12 protein-coding genes and 1 pseudogene are annotated in these 17961 nt (G+C 38.3%); all 13 read right to left on the bottom strand.

The window, feature by feature from the left end:
• Positions 1–8 precede the first annotated feature (8 nt).
• Positions 9–1496 carry a response regulator transcription factor gene (locus tag C4B60_RS17705; RefSeq protein WP_104059363.1) on the bottom strand — a complete coding sequence of 496 codons (1488 nt, stop codon included), beginning with the start codon at positions 1494–1496 and terminating at the stop codon, positions 9–11.
• A complete protein-coding gene (locus C4B60_RS17710; RefSeq protein ID WP_104059364.1) occupies positions 1486–3267 on the bottom strand; it encodes a cache domain-containing sensor histidine kinase in 1782 nt (593 codons plus the stop codon). Before C4B60_RS17710 ends, C4B60_RS17705 begins: the two co-directional genes overlap by 11 nt.
• A gap of 30 nt (positions 3268–3297) precedes the next feature.
• The gene (locus tag C4B60_RS17715; RefSeq protein ID WP_104059365.1) at positions 3298–4176 is read right to left on the bottom strand and encodes a carbohydrate ABC transporter permease; all 879 of its coding nucleotides are present in this window, start codon (positions 4174–4176) and stop codon (positions 3298–3300) included.
• Between the two features lie 18 nt (positions 4177–4194).
• Positions 4195–5076: a carbohydrate ABC transporter permease gene (locus tag C4B60_RS17720; protein ID WP_104059366.1), complete on the bottom strand. Its 882-nt coding sequence runs from the start codon at positions 5074–5076 to the stop codon at positions 4195–4197.
• A gap of 67 nt (positions 5077–5143) precedes the next feature.
• The gene (locus C4B60_RS17725; RefSeq protein ID WP_245154044.1) at positions 5144–6439 is read right to left on the bottom strand and encodes an extracellular solute-binding protein; all 1296 of its coding nucleotides are present in this window, start codon (positions 6437–6439) and stop codon (positions 5144–5146) included.
• Positions 6440–7272: 833 nt separating this feature from the next.
• Complete coding sequence (locus C4B60_RS17735; protein WP_104059368.1) at positions 7273–7983, bottom strand: EAL domain-containing protein; 711 nt, start codon at positions 7981–7983, stop codon at positions 7273–7275.
• A 526-nt stretch (positions 7984–8509) separates the two neighbouring features.
• Positions 8510–9211, bottom strand: coding sequence for a LytR/AlgR family response regulator transcription factor (locus tag C4B60_RS17740; RefSeq protein ID WP_104059369.1), 702 nt, complete (start codon positions 9209–9211; stop codon positions 8510–8512).
• A gap of 29 nt (positions 9212–9240) precedes the next feature.
• A complete protein-coding gene (locus C4B60_RS17745; RefSeq protein ID WP_104059370.1) occupies positions 9241–11535 on the bottom strand; it encodes an ATP-binding protein in 2295 nt (764 codons plus the stop codon).
• Between the two features lie 733 nt (positions 11536–12268).
• A complete protein-coding gene (locus tag C4B60_RS17750; RefSeq protein ID WP_104059371.1) occupies positions 12269–13435 on the bottom strand; it encodes an iron-containing alcohol dehydrogenase in 1167 nt (388 codons plus the stop codon).
• Between the two features lie 301 nt (positions 13436–13736).
• Positions 13737–13922: pseudogene (locus tag C4B60_RS17755) on the bottom strand (glucose-6-phosphate isomerase); the annotation flags it as partial.
• Positions 13923–13989: 67 nt separating this feature from the next.
• Positions 13990–14889, bottom strand: coding sequence for a phosphogluconate dehydrogenase (NAD(+)-dependent, decarboxylating) (gene gnd, locus C4B60_RS17760; protein ID WP_104059372.1), 900 nt, complete (start codon positions 14887–14889; stop codon positions 13990–13992).
• Between the two features lie 67 nt (positions 14890–14956).
• Complete coding sequence (zwf, locus tag C4B60_RS17765; RefSeq protein WP_104059434.1) at positions 14957–16414, bottom strand: glucose-6-phosphate dehydrogenase; 1458 nt, start codon at positions 16412–16414, stop codon at positions 14957–14959.
• 459 nt (positions 16415–16873) lie between these two features.
• Positions 16874–17896, bottom strand: a complete 1023-nt coding sequence (locus tag C4B60_RS17770) for an NADH:flavin oxidoreductase/NADH oxidase (protein WP_104059373.1) — start codon at positions 17894–17896, stop codon at positions 16874–16876.
• Positions 17897–17961: the final 65 nt, after the last annotated feature.

Raw genomic sequence — 17961 nt, forward strand, 5'->3', positions numbered from 1 at the left:
TCTTTCGTTTATTTGATGTGAAGAGTTGATTTTCTAAACTGTGTAGGCGATTCTCCCGTCAGTCTTTTAAAAATATGGACGAAGTATTTATAGTCCTTATAGCCAACCATTTCCCCAATTTCAAACACCCGGTAGGAGGTTTCCTGCAGCAGCTCCTTCGCATGCTCAAGACGAATTGAATGTAAATAGTCGTTAAAATGCATGCCTGTTTCCTGTTTGATGACCTGACTAAAGTAGTTTGGAGAAACATGAATCACATCTGCTACTTCACTGGCCTTTAGATCCTTATTAAAATGTTCTTTTATATAGGCAGCGGCTTTCACCATGAGCCAGCTAGTGCCGCCCTGCTGATAATTTGTCATCAGCTTTTCATGGAGTGCTTGAAAGTAGCCAAGCAGGCTTTTTTGAAGCTGGTCCGCTGTATTGAGTACAATCCCCTCATGGAAAAGATGATGGAAAGCCTGAAGCATTAGCTTTTGCTCACATATAGTCATAATTTCGTCCACTAATTTCATGGAAGTCCAGCTTTCTTTTTCAGCATGCTCCATCAGTTCGCTGACCAGAGCAGAGAAATCGGGAGCTTCTCTTTTTAACATATTTAAAAGCTTGGCCGGCAGAGGCTGAAACGAGTCTACGGTTATATTTTGTTCTTTTTCACGAGTAACTGAAAAAACATTTTCATTTGTAAATGCTGCTCTCCCAAGTGCATCCATGAGTAATTGATAATCAGACGAAAAAGTGTCGCCACCCGAACTGAAATGACAGCCCGCACTAATAAAGCTCACATCTGTTACTTTTTCAAGCTGCTGATTCAAAGTTGGCAGAATATTGATCAGCTCTTCTGCATTTTCTGTTTTCACATACGTAACGAGCCGATTTTCTGCTGTAAAAACTGATGCAGCTATACCAAGCTTGGATAAAAATTTCTCCACTTCCTTCAACCAGCTGTCTACGAGTTCCTCACTTGTCCCTTTGCTGATCATGTTTAGCCAGGAAGCATCCAGTACCTCAGTTGCAAGGAGAATTCCGCGGGGCATCTCAGTACAGGAGGCCTGCTTTTTGTAGATCATGTCTGTTAGCAGCATTTGCAGAACATTTTTCTCGCTGTCAGAGTGTAAATGCTCGATTTCACTTACAATCCCCTTTATTCGCTCCATGAGCTCATTCACATTTACCGGTTTCAGAAGATAATCCTTCACCTTATATCTCATGGCTCCCCGCGCATATTCGAAATCATCGTAACCGCTTAAAATAATCACTTTAATATCAGGGTATTGCTTCATTATTTCTTCAGCCAGCTGCAGTCCATTCATAAACGGCATATTGACGTCAGTCAGCACGATATCAACAGCTGTCATCGATAAAATATCCATTGCCTCTTTTCCATCCAGTGCTGTGTAGGTTTCATCAATAGAGATGTCCTTCCAGGGGATTGTTTCAGCCAGTCCTCTACTGATAATTGGTTCATCGTCAACAATTAATAGTTTACATCCCATCGTTAGTCACCTGCCTTTTATTGATAAATGAAGTAATTTCATTTTCATAGGGCATTGTGATTCTGACCCATGCACCGCCGGAGTGATGATTTTGTATCGAAAGTGAAGCATTACTGCCATAAGTAAGATTGAGCCGGGCTTTAATATTGGCGAGGGCGGTTCCTTTTTGCATTGTCTCGTCAATATCCAGGTCAAAGCCTTTGCCGTTATCCATAACATCAATCGTGAGAATGTCCTGTTCTTTATAACAGCGTAAATATAATCGCTTTGGTTCTAATGAAGTTCCTTTTGAGTACTGGATACTGTTTTCAATCAGCGGCTGGATAATTTGTTTTAAGATCACCGCTTTTTCAATACCAGCTTCACAATAAACAGCTGTTTTTAATAAAGGACCGAGCCGGTGCTGCTGAAGGGTTAGGTAGATAGAGCAATATTCGAGCTCATCCTTCAGATGAATCCAGTCGCTGCCCCTGTTTAAACTAAGCCGGAACATTTTTGAAAGCAGCTCAATCAGTTTTTCTGTTTCTTCAGGGTTTCCCAGTCTCGCTGTCCATCTGATCATATCCAGCGTGTTATAAAGAAAATGCGGATTAATTTGGCTCTGAAGCAGTTTCAGCTCAGCATCACGGTTTTGAATTTGCATTTTGTATTTTGTATTAATCAAAAGGTTCACCTGATCAACCATCCGGTTAAATCGGGAAGCCAAAATTCCGATTTCGTCATAGGAGCTTTCTGAAACCTTTGCGCTGAAATCTCCTTTTTCTAATTTTTCTGTCTGATCGGTCAGTTCGATGATCCGTTTAATATTAAAATGATAAAATCCGATCATCGCTGCGATCCCAAGAGCCGCAAGAACAACGATCATAAGCTGTATCATCGTTCTTAACCCGGACAACCCCTGCCGAATACTCTCATTGTCTACCGTTGCCACTACTGTTAAATCCGTATTTTCAAGCGGCTGGACGACTGCGTGGTAGGATTCCCCCTGCTGCTCATACGTAAAATCACCCACCTCATTTAAGTCGCCAAGCGGGATTTCATATTTGTAGGAAGTGCCAATAACAGAAGGGTCTTCGTGAAGAACAACCCGGTAGTTTTTATCCAGCACAACGATCTGGTCGAGGTCCGGGTTTTCGAGTGACACGAGCTCATATAGTTTGGTTGAATCAAGTCTGATCGTCACCATTCCCAGCTTTCTTGTAAGATTATTCAAATCGTTAATTACCCTAAAAAGGCTAAGTACATGGGATTCATGATTCCAGTAATCGGTTATCGTATAGGAGCCTCCCCATAACGGTCTGCCATCAAGCTCTATCGCTTCGAGCATATAGTCTGATTCATTTTGCTGATTTTCCTGAATAACCTGACCGATTTGAAACGTATTATCCCGTTCTGATTCAAGCGCAATCGAGTGGATATAAGCGCTTTCATTTAAATGAAAAACCGCATAACCGCTGATTCGCTCTTCCAGAGTATTTAAAAGACCCCGGTCACCCGGTGCGTTTCCTGCATTAAAGTATCCTCTAAAATCCTCGCTGTAGATCATATAGGAAGAAATATCCTCAATGTCCTGAAAGACAGTTGCCAGACTCTCAGAAGCTTTCTCCAGATTTTTCTTTGTGTTATCAACAACCTGATTTTGTGCCGCTTCGTTTGCCTTATTACTGATGATTAAACCAAAGGCGAACAATGGCATGATAATCAGGACAAAAAAAATGATAAAGAACTTCCATGTAAGCTGCCAATTGTTCACGTTTAGATATTTCTTCATTTAGATCCCCAGCTCCGTTTTTCAACAATCTTATCCTTTTACAGCTCCTGCTGTCATCCCCTTAACGATATGTTTCTCAAGCAGCATATAGATAATCAGGATCGGTACGATTGCCATGGTCAGCCCTGCCATCTGTGCCCCGTAGTTAGTGGTGAACTGCCCGGAAAAATTCGTCAGACCAAGCGGCAGTGTCTTTAGCGCCTCATCATTAATCAATACAAGTGCAAATGAAAATTCGTTCCAGTTGTTAATAAAGTTCAAAATCACAACTGTTGCAATGGCTGGCTTTGTCATCGGAAGAATAATTGACCAGAAAATCCGGAATACACCGCAGCCATCCATAATCGCTGATTCCTCAATATCCTTCGGGAATGCTCTCATAAAACTCGTTAAAATAAAGATTGTAAGCGGCAAATTAAATGCAATGTATGGCAGGATCAGACCAATATGGGTATTGAGAAGACCGAGCTGCCGTTCTAAGATAAAAAGCGGAACGAGCGTAGCATGAATCGGAATCAACAGCCCAAAAACAAAAAAGCCGTACACCATTTTGCTCATTTTAAATCTGAACCGTGCAAGGAAATAAGAAGCAAGCGCTCCGGTGGCTACTGTAATAACCACTGCTCCAACAGAAACGATCAGACTATTTAAAAAATACACATCAAGCCTTGCTGTTTCCCAGGCAGTTACATAGTTCTCAAACATCCATTGAACCGGCAGTCCAAACGGGTTAGAGGAAAAGTCTGCATTGTCTTTAAATGAGTTTAAAAACATCCAGAAAATCGGGTAGGCATTGACGAGAGCAAATAAAGTTAACAGTAAATAAATTATTGTTTTTTTCGTGAATTTACGTTTTTTCGCCTGTTTCTCTCCTACAGACGGTCGTTCACTAATTGTGGATTGCACCATTTTACCTCTTCCTCTCCACTAGTCTGCCGCTGATTTTCTTCGAAGAATTAAAGTAGCAAGGTAAACCAGTCCCAGACTAAAAATAAAAATAAAGATTGATAATGTACTGCCATAGCCAAACCTCGTTGAAGAAAACGTCTGGTCAAACATATACATAGCCAGCACTTCGGTTGAGTGACCCGGCCCGCCTGAGGTCATAACGTATATCAGGTCAAAGGTACGCAGGCTTCCGCTGATACATAGGATAACCGCCACGATAATCGTTTCCTTCATCATTGGAAGAGTTATATTCAAGGTTTTTTTAAATCCTGAAGCGCCATCGATTTCAGCTGCTTCATACAGCTCATCTGGAATATTTTGCAGCCCTGCAAGAAAGATAATTAAATAGAGGCCGATAAACTGCCAGATGATCGTAATACAAACAGAAATCATGGCCCACTTCGGGTCACCAAGCCAGTTCTGCGCCCAGCTCTCCAGCCCTACTGCTCCTAAAAGCTGATTAAATAAACCGTTTCTTGAGTTATACATCATCCCCCATACAAGAGAGATAATAACGGTTGAGATAACCACTGGCATAAAGCCAATCGTTCTGAAAATCTTTCCGCCTTTAAGTTTACGGTTCAATAGTAAAGCAAAAAATAAAGCAATCGGCACCTGTCCGAAAACAGAGGCAGCTACGACATATAAATTATTCTTAAGGGACTGCCAGAAGATCGGATCTCCCAGTGCTTCCCTAAAGTTTGCAAGTCCGATAAATTCCATGTCTGAAAAACCGTTCCAGCTCATGGTTGAATAATAGAAAGAAATGAGAATCGGGACAATTGCAAATACAAGATAGATGAGGAGAGCAGGAGCCATCCCTACTATAATGGGCCATTTCGTTTTACTTACCGTGTCCATATTGTCCCTCCTTATGGAACGAGGAAATCAGCATATGATACCTGATTTCCTCATTTGGTCTGCCATTTTATAAGCTGTTGTCCACGATTCTCTGAAGGTTTTCTGCAAATTCTTCAGGCGTTAGAGTACCGATTGAAACCTCCTGAAGCCCCGAGTTGATTGCATCTGTCAGATCAACCGGTACAGTCGCATCATAAACAGGTGCTGTCTTTTTACTGATAATCTCTGAAACTCTCTTAAGAGCATCACTTGCACTATCAGGCGTTTCAATATCAGCAGCAACAAGAATATCCCCTTCCATCAGTTCTGTGTAATAGTCTTCTGAGTAGAATTCCTGTAAAAACTTCTGTGCTGCTTCCAGCTCTTTTCCTTCAAGCTCACTATTAATGGCGATCCCGGTACCTGTGACAGCGGATACCGCTTCAGGGTCTCCATCTCCACCTTCAATTTCAGGAAATACGCCAATGCCAAGATTTCCTTCATCTTCAATTGCTTCTACAATTGGTCCAAGTGACCAGGCGCCATCAATCATCATCGCAGCTTCTTTTGCCACAAACAGCTCGCGGTGCTGAATATTATCAAGGGTGTTGAAATCGTTATTAAAGGCTTCCATCTCAGCCATTTCCTGAATCACTTCAACAGCAGTAATAAATCGCTCATCCGTAAATTCGGCCTCTCCAGCAAGCACATCCTGAAGGAAATCACTGCCTGTCATACGGTCGCCGATCGTTGAAATGTAGCTGGACTGCAGCAGCCATTGGCCTTTGTTGCCAAGTGTAATTGGAATATCTCCCTGCGCCTTCAAGTCCTCTATTAACTGCTTAAATTCATCATAGGTGGCAGGGATCTCTTCATACCCTGCCTCAGCAAGCATATCCTTGTTGTAATAAACAAGGCTCGTAGGCGTAACATTTGCAGGAACGGCATATTGAGCACCGTCAACATTGTAATCGGCAAACATCGTGTCACTGATTACACCATCCCATGTGTCAAGAATGTCATCAATTGGCTGAATCAATTCCCCATCGACAAGAGGCGTCAGCTCTGCACCTGGCCATACCTGTACGAGGTCCGGAAGCTGTCTTCCGGCAGCCTGTGTTTTTACTTTTACTTTAAATTGATCGTGCGCAATATTTTCCTGTACGATTTTTATATCAGGGTTTTCTTCCATGAATCTCTCAACTGCTGCTTTACTGGCCTCATTCTGTGGAGATGCCTCAGTCCAAATATTCCAGAAGGTTAACTCAACCTGATCACCGTTTGAACCTGAACCCGATGCACCATCCCCGCCTGAACACGCTCCTAATAACAGCATGGCCGAAGCAGCCGAAGCGACAAGACTTCGTGATTTCCAACTTTTCATTTTCAAGCCCCCTATATTTTCTGTTAATTCAGTACATTCATATTGTAAACGCTTTCTATTATTCTATTAATCCTAATAATTTCAGAAAATATCCTGTAATTTTAGGGAAATACACAAATGGGTTTTCTGGATTTTATACTCAGTATAACAATTGCATGTGAAAGAACCCCGCCTTACTGAGCTAGTGGCGGGGTTGAAGCTCTTATTTTTGGAGGTAGAAAAAATATATCGTTCTTTTTAATGAGAGCAGATCTAAGCAATTTTTAATTTGGACAGAAAGTTAATGAAAACACTAAGTAAGGCTTGAATACACCATAAACTCACAGAACCAATGATCCCAATAAACACGGAACTCCCTGCTATAAAATATGTATTTATCCAAACTCCAAGAATAAGCCCAATTCCTAGATAGATCACTAATTGTACAGCTATTTTTCGACCATCTGATAGTTTCTTCTGACTAACATAGAGATCTGCAAACAGTGTAGTTAGAAATAAAATTACACTTATCACCATCATGTACAGGAAAACGAAGGGAAATTCCTCTGAACTAGAGTTACTATTTAGTACGTTTACACTAATAAAGAAGAAAAGAACGATAGAAACGACTTTTAAGGAGAAAAATTTGAAAATAGTGATCATCTCCGTTCTAAATCCTGTAATTTTCTATAAAAGTGCGGAGCTCCTTATGTCTAATAGCTTGTTCTTTGCTATTTCTTCACAAAAGAGAAATATCGAAGGAAGAATTGATTGATTTACTAATTTTTTTATTTCTACTAAGTAATTTAAGCAAAAAAACCAGTGTCATAGTTTGAGTTTCATACTTATCATCTCTAAACCACTTTTAGGCTTTTCGGACTTCCTATTATATTCCCCTGACCATACGTAATGCCAATGTATTTTGCCATAGCTAAATCCATTTCGGTTTCAATCCCTTCCAGTATTAATTTTATTTCATGTTTGTCAGTATAATGGATCATACTTTTAATGAAATCTTGTTTCTTTAAATTCTTATGCAAGGAATTAGAAAAGTATTGATCCAACTTAATAAAATTCGGTTCCAACTCAATTACGCATTTAAAATTAGAGTTTCCTTTACCAACATCATCGATTGCAAATAGAAATCCCTCAGATCTTAATTGAATAATTTGTTTTTTAAAACTTAAAAAATCTTTAATTACCTCCGATTCACTTATTTCAAAGACTATTTGGTGATTTAAAAAAGCATATTCAGCACTAATTTTTCTTACAAATGGGAGGAAATTTGCATTTGTAAGTGTGGAAGGAAATACATTTAAAAATAAATAACAGTCCTTACTAGAAAATCCTGCAGAATGGTAGGTCACTGCAGCTTTATAGATAGACTGTGAATCTAATTCGTATAACTGTTTTTCTTGTATGGCTAGTTTGAAAACATCTTCAACATTATTGAAATGAGAAGTTCTAAGAAGTCCCTCAAATCCTATTTTTTTCCATCTTTGGATATCGATTATAGGCTGGAAGCTGTGGGAAAAGAGTTCATTTCGAATAAAATTAGTTAACATTATTAAATCCCCCTTAGATTATATGCTTAAGGATAAAAAAATTAATACTACCGAAATAAAAAGGGAGGCATTTTTTTCATCACTAATTTCGGTAACCTGACAACGGTTGCAAAGATGCGTTGTTAGGTTACCTTTGCGTCCTTAATTTATCGTAAACCATTAGAAAATGTATCCCTTTAAAGAATAAGTTAATAGATTAGGCACAAGATAATATTAGTTGGACTATAAAATATTGTCTAATCATGTCCAGGCATACTATAATCGGTTTCAAACACCTTTAGAGTGATTTCATACACCCTTTATAATTGCTCGATCAAAATTTCATCAAAAAAGAGACTGGGACAAATGTGTCTCAGCCTCAATTACCCGGTTCACTGCGCTTCAGGGGGACGCTTTCCGCGGGGCGGGGCTCGAGCTAACTTGCTAACGCAAGTGGATCTCAAGCTTCCGCTTCCTCCCGCAGGAGTCGCCCCCTTCCACTCCGTTCACCTCACGTTACTAAAATTATTGTTATGTCCCAGCCTCTTTAGTCTAATGCTTTATACACTTGGACAAAATGAAATTTGCTTTTTGTTATCTTAGCTTTTTCTTTATAATTTTTGAAGCAGGCAATATACATATGTCCTACTGCATCTATTTTATCAAGCAAGTCCATGTTGATTATATTTGAGCGATGGGATGTCAGAAACCGTTGGTCTAATTTTTTTTCCAGGTTAGACAATGGTTCGTTAGTTTCGTATTGGCCCTTCTTGGAATGTATGACTGACTTACGCTCTTTTCTTACTATAAACATGATCTCTCCCTGTGGAATAAAGATAAAACTGTTGTTATGCTTAATCATTATGTCTTTCTTTTTATTACAATCCGATACATTTGAGTTTTTCACTTTTTCGAGTGATTTAAGTAATCTAGGAACCTGTATTGGTTTAATAATATAGTCCGCTGCATTTATATTAAATGCTTCTAATGCGTATTCATCATTACCAGTAATAAAAATCACATGTAAATCAGGGATTATTTCCTTACACGATTTAATAGCATCCATTCCATTTAACAATGGCAAACCTATATCTACTAATGTTACATCTGGTTTCTCTCTCATAACCATTTTAATTAATTCTTCACCATTAGTTGCTTCAGCTACAATTGTATAATCAGTAAACCTGCCAATTATTTTTTTTACTAATTTCCTGGAAGTTAAATCATCCTCTGCAATTAGCAATCTCACTTATTTTCTCCCCTTAATGACCTATTAAGCTAATGTTTTAAGATACTGTACAGTGTAGATAATAGCTCCTGAACATCAACAGGTTTTGTCAAATACTCTACGACCCCTTTATCAAGTGCGTATTTCCTTTCATCCATCATAGCATTTGCACTTATAGCTACCACAGGAATATTCTGTGTTTTATTATTTTGACGGATCCTCCTTATTAATTCATACCCATCTATATCAGGCAGGTTGATATCCAGTAAGATAATATCCGGTTTACGTTCATTTTTATTAATTAACCTGAGACCTTCCATCCCATTAACTGCAGATAATAATGTTAGTGAAGGTTCTCCATATAGGATTTTTTCTATTAACCGACGATTCGACTCATTGTCCTCAATATAAAGAATTTGAAATGCATTAGGTATTTTTTTATATACAACTTTGTCATTTACTTTAGATTCATGTTGATGTTTTTTTGTTTGATTCGAAATCGGCAGACAAAACCAAAATTCACTTCCTATAATCTCTGTATTACTTACCCCTATTTTACCACCCATTGACTTTATGAGCTGCTCTGTAATAGAAAGTCCAATACCTGTACCTTCTTCTTCAGTACTTAGGCGTATAAACGGATCAAATACTTTTTTTTGCAATTCTGCTGGAATACCTTGTCCAGTATCCTTTATCCGAAATACAACGTAGTTTTTTTCTAGACTGCAACTAATATAGACCTTTCCATTGGGTCTATTATATTTAACTGCGTTATCTAGCAAATTCAAAAATACTTGTTTTAAACGAATAGCATCTCCCTTAATTGCATATTTTTTATATAAATCAGTTTGGTTTAAAATAGTAATTTTATTTTTATTCGCTATTGGTCTAAGTAATTTAATACAATCTTCTAAAATGATATCGAAGTATATTTCTTCTGTATTAACTTCTAAATTTCCATTTTCAATTCTTGATAAATCCAAAATGTCATTTATTAGTTTTAATAAATGTCTTCCGGCTTTTAATATTTCTTGAATGGAATCCTGGTGGTCTTCATCAAATCCTTTTTCTAATTCAAGAAGTTGAGCAAAACCCAATATTCCGTTCAATGGTGTTCTTAGCTCATGGCTCATTTTTGATAAAAAGTCGGACTTAGCCTTATTTGCTTTTTCAGCCACTTCTTTAGATTTATTGATAGCAACCTCCATCTTCTTGTGTTCAGTAATGTCGATTAGTTCGAAAAAGTTCCCAATAAATTTTCCATGAATATATAAAGGTAAATATTTACATTCAAGAATCTTATTATTCTTAGTTTCCAGTTCAATTACTGTGAATGGTTTGGTTTCACTAATCGATTCAAGAAATTTCAAAAATGCTTCGGGTCTTTTAAATAGATAAGAAAAATTTGGTGCGTAAGTTCCGATATATTGATTCGAATTTCCATCTAAACACAACATTTTAAGCATGGAGCTATTGACTGCAATTATTTCTCTTTTTCTATTAGTAACAACTACTCCACTATTTAAGGTATTAAGTAGTGATTTTTGGTACTCATGTGCTTCAATTAATTTAAACTCTTGTTCCTTTTGATCTGTAATATCTTTAAAAGATACAAGGGTTCCTTTTCTATTTTCCATAAAACTGTTAAGTGGTTTTGAATTGACTGAGTACCAGGACACTTCCCCTATTTTGTTCATTTTACCCATGATAAAGTTGTTAAAGGAAATCCCCAATTCCAGGGTAATAATTCCTGGCAAATCCCAATAAGATAAAGGTATTCCTTTATCATTTATAAATTCTATCCCCATATTTAGTAAAGTATTTTCATTATAATATCCAGATTTAATCCCTAGTTGTGATTCTACATTTTTGTTTAATGCAGTTATTTTATTATTATTTTCCTGGTTACATTTCTCTACAAGGAATATACCTTCTGACATTGTTTCAAGTACTGTTCGAGATAAATTTTCTAGTTGTTGAGATTCTTCTTCGAGAATTTTTCTATCCGAAATATTAATACTGGTACCAATCACCTCTATTACTTTTCCTTTGTGAAAAACCGGCCTGAGTGTACAAATATAACTAAAACCAGCTATGTAACTTTCAAAAACACAAGGTTCTCCGCCCCATGCTATTTTATAATATTCCAATTTCTCAGCCGCATAGTCCTCCGGATAAAAATCAAATAATGTTCTACCCACTATATCTCCAGGTTCGAAACCCAGTTTATATAACAATTCCCCTTCACAGAATGTGTGAATAAAGCAGTCGTCTTTTAATGTAAATTTGTAAACCATACCTGTATCTGAAGGAGTTTGTTTTATTTGCCTAGAATATTTACCCACTTTAAATCCCCTTTTTAAAAAATCTATTTAACTGCCTGATAATTGATGTTAAAAAATATGGAAAGATTGTGGAGGTATAAGGTCTGGATAAATAGAAAAAAACAGCTGTTACCATCGAAAATACAGCAATTCCATTTGCATAATTTTAAACTTTTTGTCGCGACAGTATACAGCTTTTGTGAATTGAATTCCTGTTCGATCTATCATATTACATTTATTATATATTTTATCAAAATTTCAATAAAATTCGTATAATAAGTCAGATTTAGTACTAACAGTTTATTCAAATAAACTTCCCTACGAGCCAGCTTTTCGGTGCTATTTTGCCTTTGGGTAATACTTTTTCAACCAAAATTCTTTTAAAGTTACTGATAGACATTGATAATTCATGTTTTGAATATTATCTGGATGGTCAAATCACATTCCTCACAACGACTTAGAAGAAGAATTCCATACAAAATCACAGAAAAAAGGTCTTTTATAAGTTGAAAAACTTCTAAAAGACCTTTTTGGGAGAAATTTGAGAGATTTGTGAATAGTTAATGCGATTGATTAAGATTCAGAGGCTGAAAATAATTACTAAGTTTCTGCTTTAACTATAAATTTTAGTGAATTAATAAGATTGTTTTCAGAGCAGCGGATAAACTCTCCAATTAGTACGCGAAATACAAAAAAACTGCCCGTACGCCAGTCCAATATGGATGACGTATGGGCCAGTTCTATTCATTTTTGATTAGAAATCAACTTTATCACCGTTAAAGGCAGCGATATAAATCTTTTTCAGATCTTCTGCTGTCACTTCACGTGGATTAGCTGGTGTACAAGGGTCTTCAACTGCCCCTGCTGCCATTTTATCCAGATTTTTTTCAAATTCTTTTTGATCAATCCCGAATTCTTCAAGCGTTAATGGAATATCCATTGCACGGTTCAAGCGGCGAATTTCTTCGGTTAGGGAATCGGTCAGTTCATCCTCTGTATTTCCTTTAAGGCCAAGCATACTTGCGATTTCTGCAAAACGTGAATTGTCTGCTTTTTTATTAAAGTCAATCACGTATGGCAGATAAAGAGCATTCGCTAAACCATGGGGAATACCGAAAATCGCACCGCTCTTATGCGCCAGGCTGTGAACAATTCCTAAAAAGCCGTTTGAGAAGGCCATGCCGGCGATCGCCTGGGCATAATGCATTTCGCCTCTTGCTTCCTTGTCGCCTGAGTATGATTTTTCTACGTTGTCCACGACCATTTTGACAGACTGCAAAGCCAATGGATCGGTAAACGGGTTATGCGCGAGGGATACGTATGCTTCAATACCATGTGTGATTGTATCCATTCCTGTATATGCTACAATGTTTGGCGGCATTGAATAGGTTAACTCTGGGTCGACAATCGCAAGGTCAGGTGTGATTTCGTATCCAAAAACTGGATATTTCACATCTTTGTCACGATCTGTGATAACAGAGAACGGCGACACATCTGTACCCGTGCCGCTTGTTGTGGAAAGCGCGGCGAAGCGTGCTTTCTTGCGGAGTACAGGTAGGGGGTTCGGTGCTTTAATTTGTTCAAATGTCAACTCAGGGTTTTCATACAGTACCCACATCGATTTTGCTGCGTCAATGGGGGAACCTCCCCCTACGGCGACAATCCAGTCCGGCTGGAATTCTTCCATTTTTTTCGCTCCGTTTAAAACGGTAGTAACAGAAGGATCGTTTTCTACTCCTTCAATCAGCTGAATTTTAAAGCCGGCTTCTTTTAGAATCGATTCAATTTTATTAAGATAGCCTGATTTTTTAATCGATTCTCCTCCTATAACGATCGTAGCTTTTTGACCTTCAAGATCCTTCAGTGCTTCAATTGATCCTTCTCCATAAAAGATGTCTCTGGGTATTGTAAAACGATTCATAAGTTTTATTCTCCTCTTCAAAAAAATGAGTGCTCATCCTCAACAAACATTTGCAGCACTCTTTCTTGTAGTGTAATTTTAAATATAACATCTAAAACGTTACATACATAACATTATTACTTATACGATACATAATCATAATAAGTATATAAAGTATACCGTCAATCATAACAATGTTTAAACACATTACGATTTAGACAACCGCTCCATTAAAACTGCTTTTTCAGCTTCAAATCCTGGCTTCCCAAGCAGAGCAAACATATTTTTCTTGTATGCCTCTACTCCAGACTGATCTAATGGATTTAATTCGTGCAAATTCTTCTTTATCGTAGTTAAGAGGAAGATCCACCCAGCCAAGAAAATCAGAGCCCGGCCCCTTTTTTTCATGAAGCATATTGTGAGCGGCTTTTACAAACTCACTTAGGTTCTCTACCTCACTTTTTTTCATAAAAGACAATGCTTTTGAATAATCAAACGAAATAGACATGTTCCCTTCCCCTTTCATTTAGAAGGTCCAGTGTTATGACTGAAGTTTCATGTCTGAAATTTTGCTGCTATTTCCCGCTCTTTTCTACAGCGTGTCCGCCAAATTCGTTGCGCAATGCAGCGACTACTTTTCCAGTAAAGGTGTCATTGTCCAAAGAACGATAACGCATCAACAATGACATCGCGATAACAGGGGTTGCTGCTTGCAGATCAAGGGCAGTTTCAACAGTCCATTTCCCTTCACCGGAAGAATGCATAACACCTTTGATATCTTCTAATTTGGCATCTTTAGAAAACGCGTTTTCAGTCAGTTCCATGAGCCATGAGCGGATAACGGATCCATTGTTCCACACGCTGGCGACTTTTTCATAATCAAAATCAAACTCACTTTTTTCCAGTACTTCAAACCCTTCTCCAATAGCCGCCATCATCCCATATTCAATTCCGTTATGAACCATTTTCAAAAAGTGTCCGCTTCCCGCTTTTCCAGCATATAAATATCCTTTTTCGACCGCAGTATCTTTAAAAATTGTTCCTACAACGCTCCAGGCTTCCGGATCGCCGCCGATCATATAGCATGCGCCATTGCGCGCTCCTTCCATACCGCCGGATGTTCCTGCATCCATAAAGCTCACGCCGATTTCTTTTAGCTCATTGTATCTGCGAATCGACTCTTTATAGTGAGAATTACCAGCTTCGATCACAATGTCGCCTTTACTTAATAATGGTTTTACTTCAGTAAGTACGGAATCAACGACAGCATGCGGAACCATCATCCAAAGAACACGTGGTGTTTCAAGTGATTCGACAAGCTCCTGTAATCTTGACGTACCAGTTGCTCCATAGCTTGCCATTTCTGAAACTGCATTTGGATTGACATCAAGTGCAATTACTTCGTGATTATGATCAATTAAATTTCGACCTAAATTTAATCCCATTTTTCCTAATCCAATTAATCCAATCTTCATCCTGACTTCCTCCTAAAATATACCTATTCACTTATTTTTCATGATCTTATACGTTAAAATGCATTTTTTACCACCAGTGAAAGCCTTCTTCATGAAGCAGCTTGTCCGATGCTTCAGGGCCCATTGATCCCGCCTTGTAAGAATGAAGCGGAATGCTATTTTCTTCGAATGCTTCCAATACCGGCTGTGCCCATTTCCACGATAGCTCGACCTCATTCCAATGCGCAAAAAATGTTGAATCGCCTTGCAATGCATCAAACAATAATATTTCATAAGCTTCAGGCACTTCTTTTGTAACCGGTGAAAAATCAGCTGTTACAGATTCGATCTTGCCGTTTTTCAATGGGTTTTTACTGTTTAACTGGAAGGAAACCCCTTCATTCGGACTTATATGAACGACTAATAAATTCGGTGCAGTCTTTTGATCTTCTGTTTGGTAGAGATCCTTAAATGTGTTTTTAAATTCGATGACGATACGCGTTGATTTTTCTTTCATTCTCTTTCCTGTACGGATATAGAAAGGGACCCCTTCCCAGAAATCATTGTCTATCCATAAGCGTGCCGCAACAAATGTATCATTTGTAGAAGAAGCATTAACTCCTGGCTCTTCCAAATATTTAACTACAGGATCACCTTTAATTTCTCCTGCATCGTATTGACCGCGTATGACGTGAGCTCCAACCTCTTCGTTTGATGATAAACGTAGAGATTCCATCACTTTTCTTTTCTCATCGCGAATATCGTCTGCACTGATTTTCTCTGGCAAATGCATGGCTGTCATCATAAGCATTTGAAGCATGTGATTTTGTACCATATCACGAATTGCTCCAGCCTGGTCGTAATAACCTGCCCGATCCTCCACACCTACGATTTCACTTGCTGTAATTTGTACATTAGCAATATAATCTTTATTCCAAATCGCTTGAAGTACCGGGTTTGCGAATTCCAGCGTTTCAAGGTTTTGAACCATTGGCTTACCAAGATAATGATCAATACGGTAAATTTCATCTTCTTTAAATGCTCTGCTTAATTTAGTATTAAGATCGCGAGCAGACGCCAAATCATGACCGAACGGTTTTTCAATAATTAAACGTTTCCAGCCTTTCGTAGTGCCTAAGCCGCTTTCTTTAATATTTAAGGCAATATCATCAAAAAATTCAGGAGCAACCGATAAATAAAAGAGGCGGTTTTCAGGAAGGTTCAATTCTTTTTCTCTTTGCTCAATAAAAGTAAGCAAGTTTTTATAGTCTTCAGGCTTTGTAACATCCAGCTGCTGATAACGAAACGCTTTAATAAACTCAGCCACTTTTCCGTTATCTGTTATAGTTCGTCTTGAAAATGTCTTAAGCGACTCTTCAACACGGGTTTGAAATTCATCATGAGATAAAGATGTTCTTCCTAACCCAATAATGGAATAGGCCTCTGGCATTTTCTCATCAAGAAATAAATTATATAAAGCTGGGAATATTTTTCTTTTAGCCAGATCCCCAGTAGCCCCAAACAATACAAATGACATTGAATCCACTTTGCATTCCCCCGCTTGATATTTTTTCAGCACAGCATTTTCTCTTGAAAATCTTTATCCCATCGTTCTCTTCATAGACAGGCATTAGCATTCCCAAGTTCAACAATTACTTGCGCGAGAGTAAGTATAATACGTATATTTTATTTATGTAAGTACGCACTTTATATACATATAGGTATAAAAAAAGAACATAGTGAGGAAAAATATACTGTAGAGGTGATAAATAAACTATAAGGTAATAAAACGTTCGTCAAGAGGTTTTAAAGAGGATTTGTTCTATTAGTTTTTTGTTTGGGATGTGGAATACCCTTCTTAGAACGCGAGGCTCCATAAGCAAGAATTGAGATGAGAAGCTTTGTGGCGCGTACAGAAAGTGAATGTCTGAATCGGAAATCAACTTGTAAGTCCATATTAAAGCTCCCTCTACTATTTTGAGGGAGCTTCAATGACAAATTATTTTTATCGTATACTGTATGCTGCTGCCAGAGGAACCGGAGTAAGCGGATCTCCTCCTAACTGAAGAGACGCTTCATTCGCCCAGTAAGGATTTCTCAGCATACCTCTTCCAACCGCAACAAGATCCGCTTTTCCTTCACGGATAACTTCATCGCTCAGCTCAGGATCTTCCATTCTCCCTACTGCAATGGTTGGTACATTCAGTGCTTTTCTAATTCCTTCAGCTAAATCAACCTGATATCCAGGTCCGCTTGATGCAGGACCACTTTCTCCTTCCCCGCCGGAAGAAACGTGGAATACGTCGACCCCAGCTTCTTTATAACGCTTTGCCAATTCAATTACATAGTCCATATCATAACCGCCTTCTGCATACTCAACTGCAGAAATTCTAAATAGCAGCGGCATGTCTTCAGGCATCACTCGACGGGCAGCTTTAATGATTTCTACGCCGAATAAACTCTTGTCTTCACCATATTTATCTGTACGTTTATTTGTCAGCGGTGATTGGAATTGATGAATTAGGTAACCATGGGCACCATGAATTTCAATTGTATCAACACCAGCATTTAACGCACGTTTAAATGCTGCTTCAAACTTTCCAACCATTTCTTCCACTTCTACAGTAGTCAGTTCACGCGGTTCCTTGTACTGCCCTGAAAATTGAATCGCTGATGAGGAAACAGGTACTGCTGCATCTTCGGCTTTACGACCAGCGTGTGCAATTTGAATTCCTACTTTTGCGCCGTAAACCTGGCTTGTTTCTATAATTTTTTTGAACGCTGGAATTTGATCATCTGACCAGAGACCAAGATCATAATCAGTGATTCTTCCATCAGGCTCGACATCTGTCATTTCCATGATGATCAGTCCCGCGCCGCCAATCGCACGGCTTGTATAATGTGAAAAATGCCAATCATTCGGCTTACCGTCCTTTTCCGTTACGGAATACTGGCACATTGGTGGCATCACAATTCGATTTTTCAATTGAAGTCCTTTAATTTGAAACGAATCTAATAATGTAGGCATAAAAACTTCCTTTCCCTTCAGAATACTGTTTGTAAGACCTTAAATATGAAATGCTTTAAGGTACT

It is taken from the genome of Jeotgalibacillus proteolyticus (assembly GCF_002926065.1).
GTDB classification, from domain to species: Bacteria; Bacillota; Bacilli; order Bacillales; family Jeotgalibacillaceae; genus Jeotgalibacillus; species Jeotgalibacillus proteolyticus.

Bases quoted from the DNA above. Each gene is read 5' to 3' on its own strand.
- gnd (WP_104059372.1), bottom strand. From the start codon at position 14,889: ATGAAGATTGGATTAATTGGATTAGGAAAAATGGGATTAAATTTAGGT.
- C4B60_RS17710 (WP_104059364.1), bottom strand. From the start codon at position 3,267: ATGAAGAAATATCTAAACGTGAACAATTGGCAGCTTACATGGAAGTTC.
- C4B60_RS17705 (WP_104059363.1), bottom strand. From the start codon at position 1,496: ATGGGATGTAAACTATTAATTGTTGACGATGAACCAATTATCAGTAGA.
- C4B60_RS17770 (WP_104059373.1), bottom strand. From the start codon at position 17,896: ATGCCTACATTATTAGATTCGTTTCAAATTAAAGGACTTCAATTGAAA.
- C4B60_RS17715 (WP_104059365.1), bottom strand. From the start codon at position 4,176: ATGGTGCAATCCACAATTAGTGAACGACCGTCTGTAGGAGAGAAACAG.
- C4B60_RS17725 (WP_245154044.1), bottom strand. From the start codon at position 6,439: ATGAAAAGTTGGAAATCACGAAGTCTTGTCGCTTCGGCTGCTTCGGCC.
- C4B60_RS17750 (WP_104059371.1), bottom strand. From the start codon at position 13,435: ATGAATCGTTTTACAATACCCAGAGACATCTTTTATGGAGAAGGATCA.
- C4B60_RS17720 (WP_104059366.1), bottom strand. From the start codon at position 5,076: ATGGACACGGTAAGTAAAACGAAATGGCCCATTATAGTAGGGATGGCT.
- C4B60_RS17735 (WP_104059368.1), bottom strand. From the start codon at position 7,983: ATGTTAACTAATTTTATTCGAAATGAACTCTTTTCCCACAGCTTCCAG.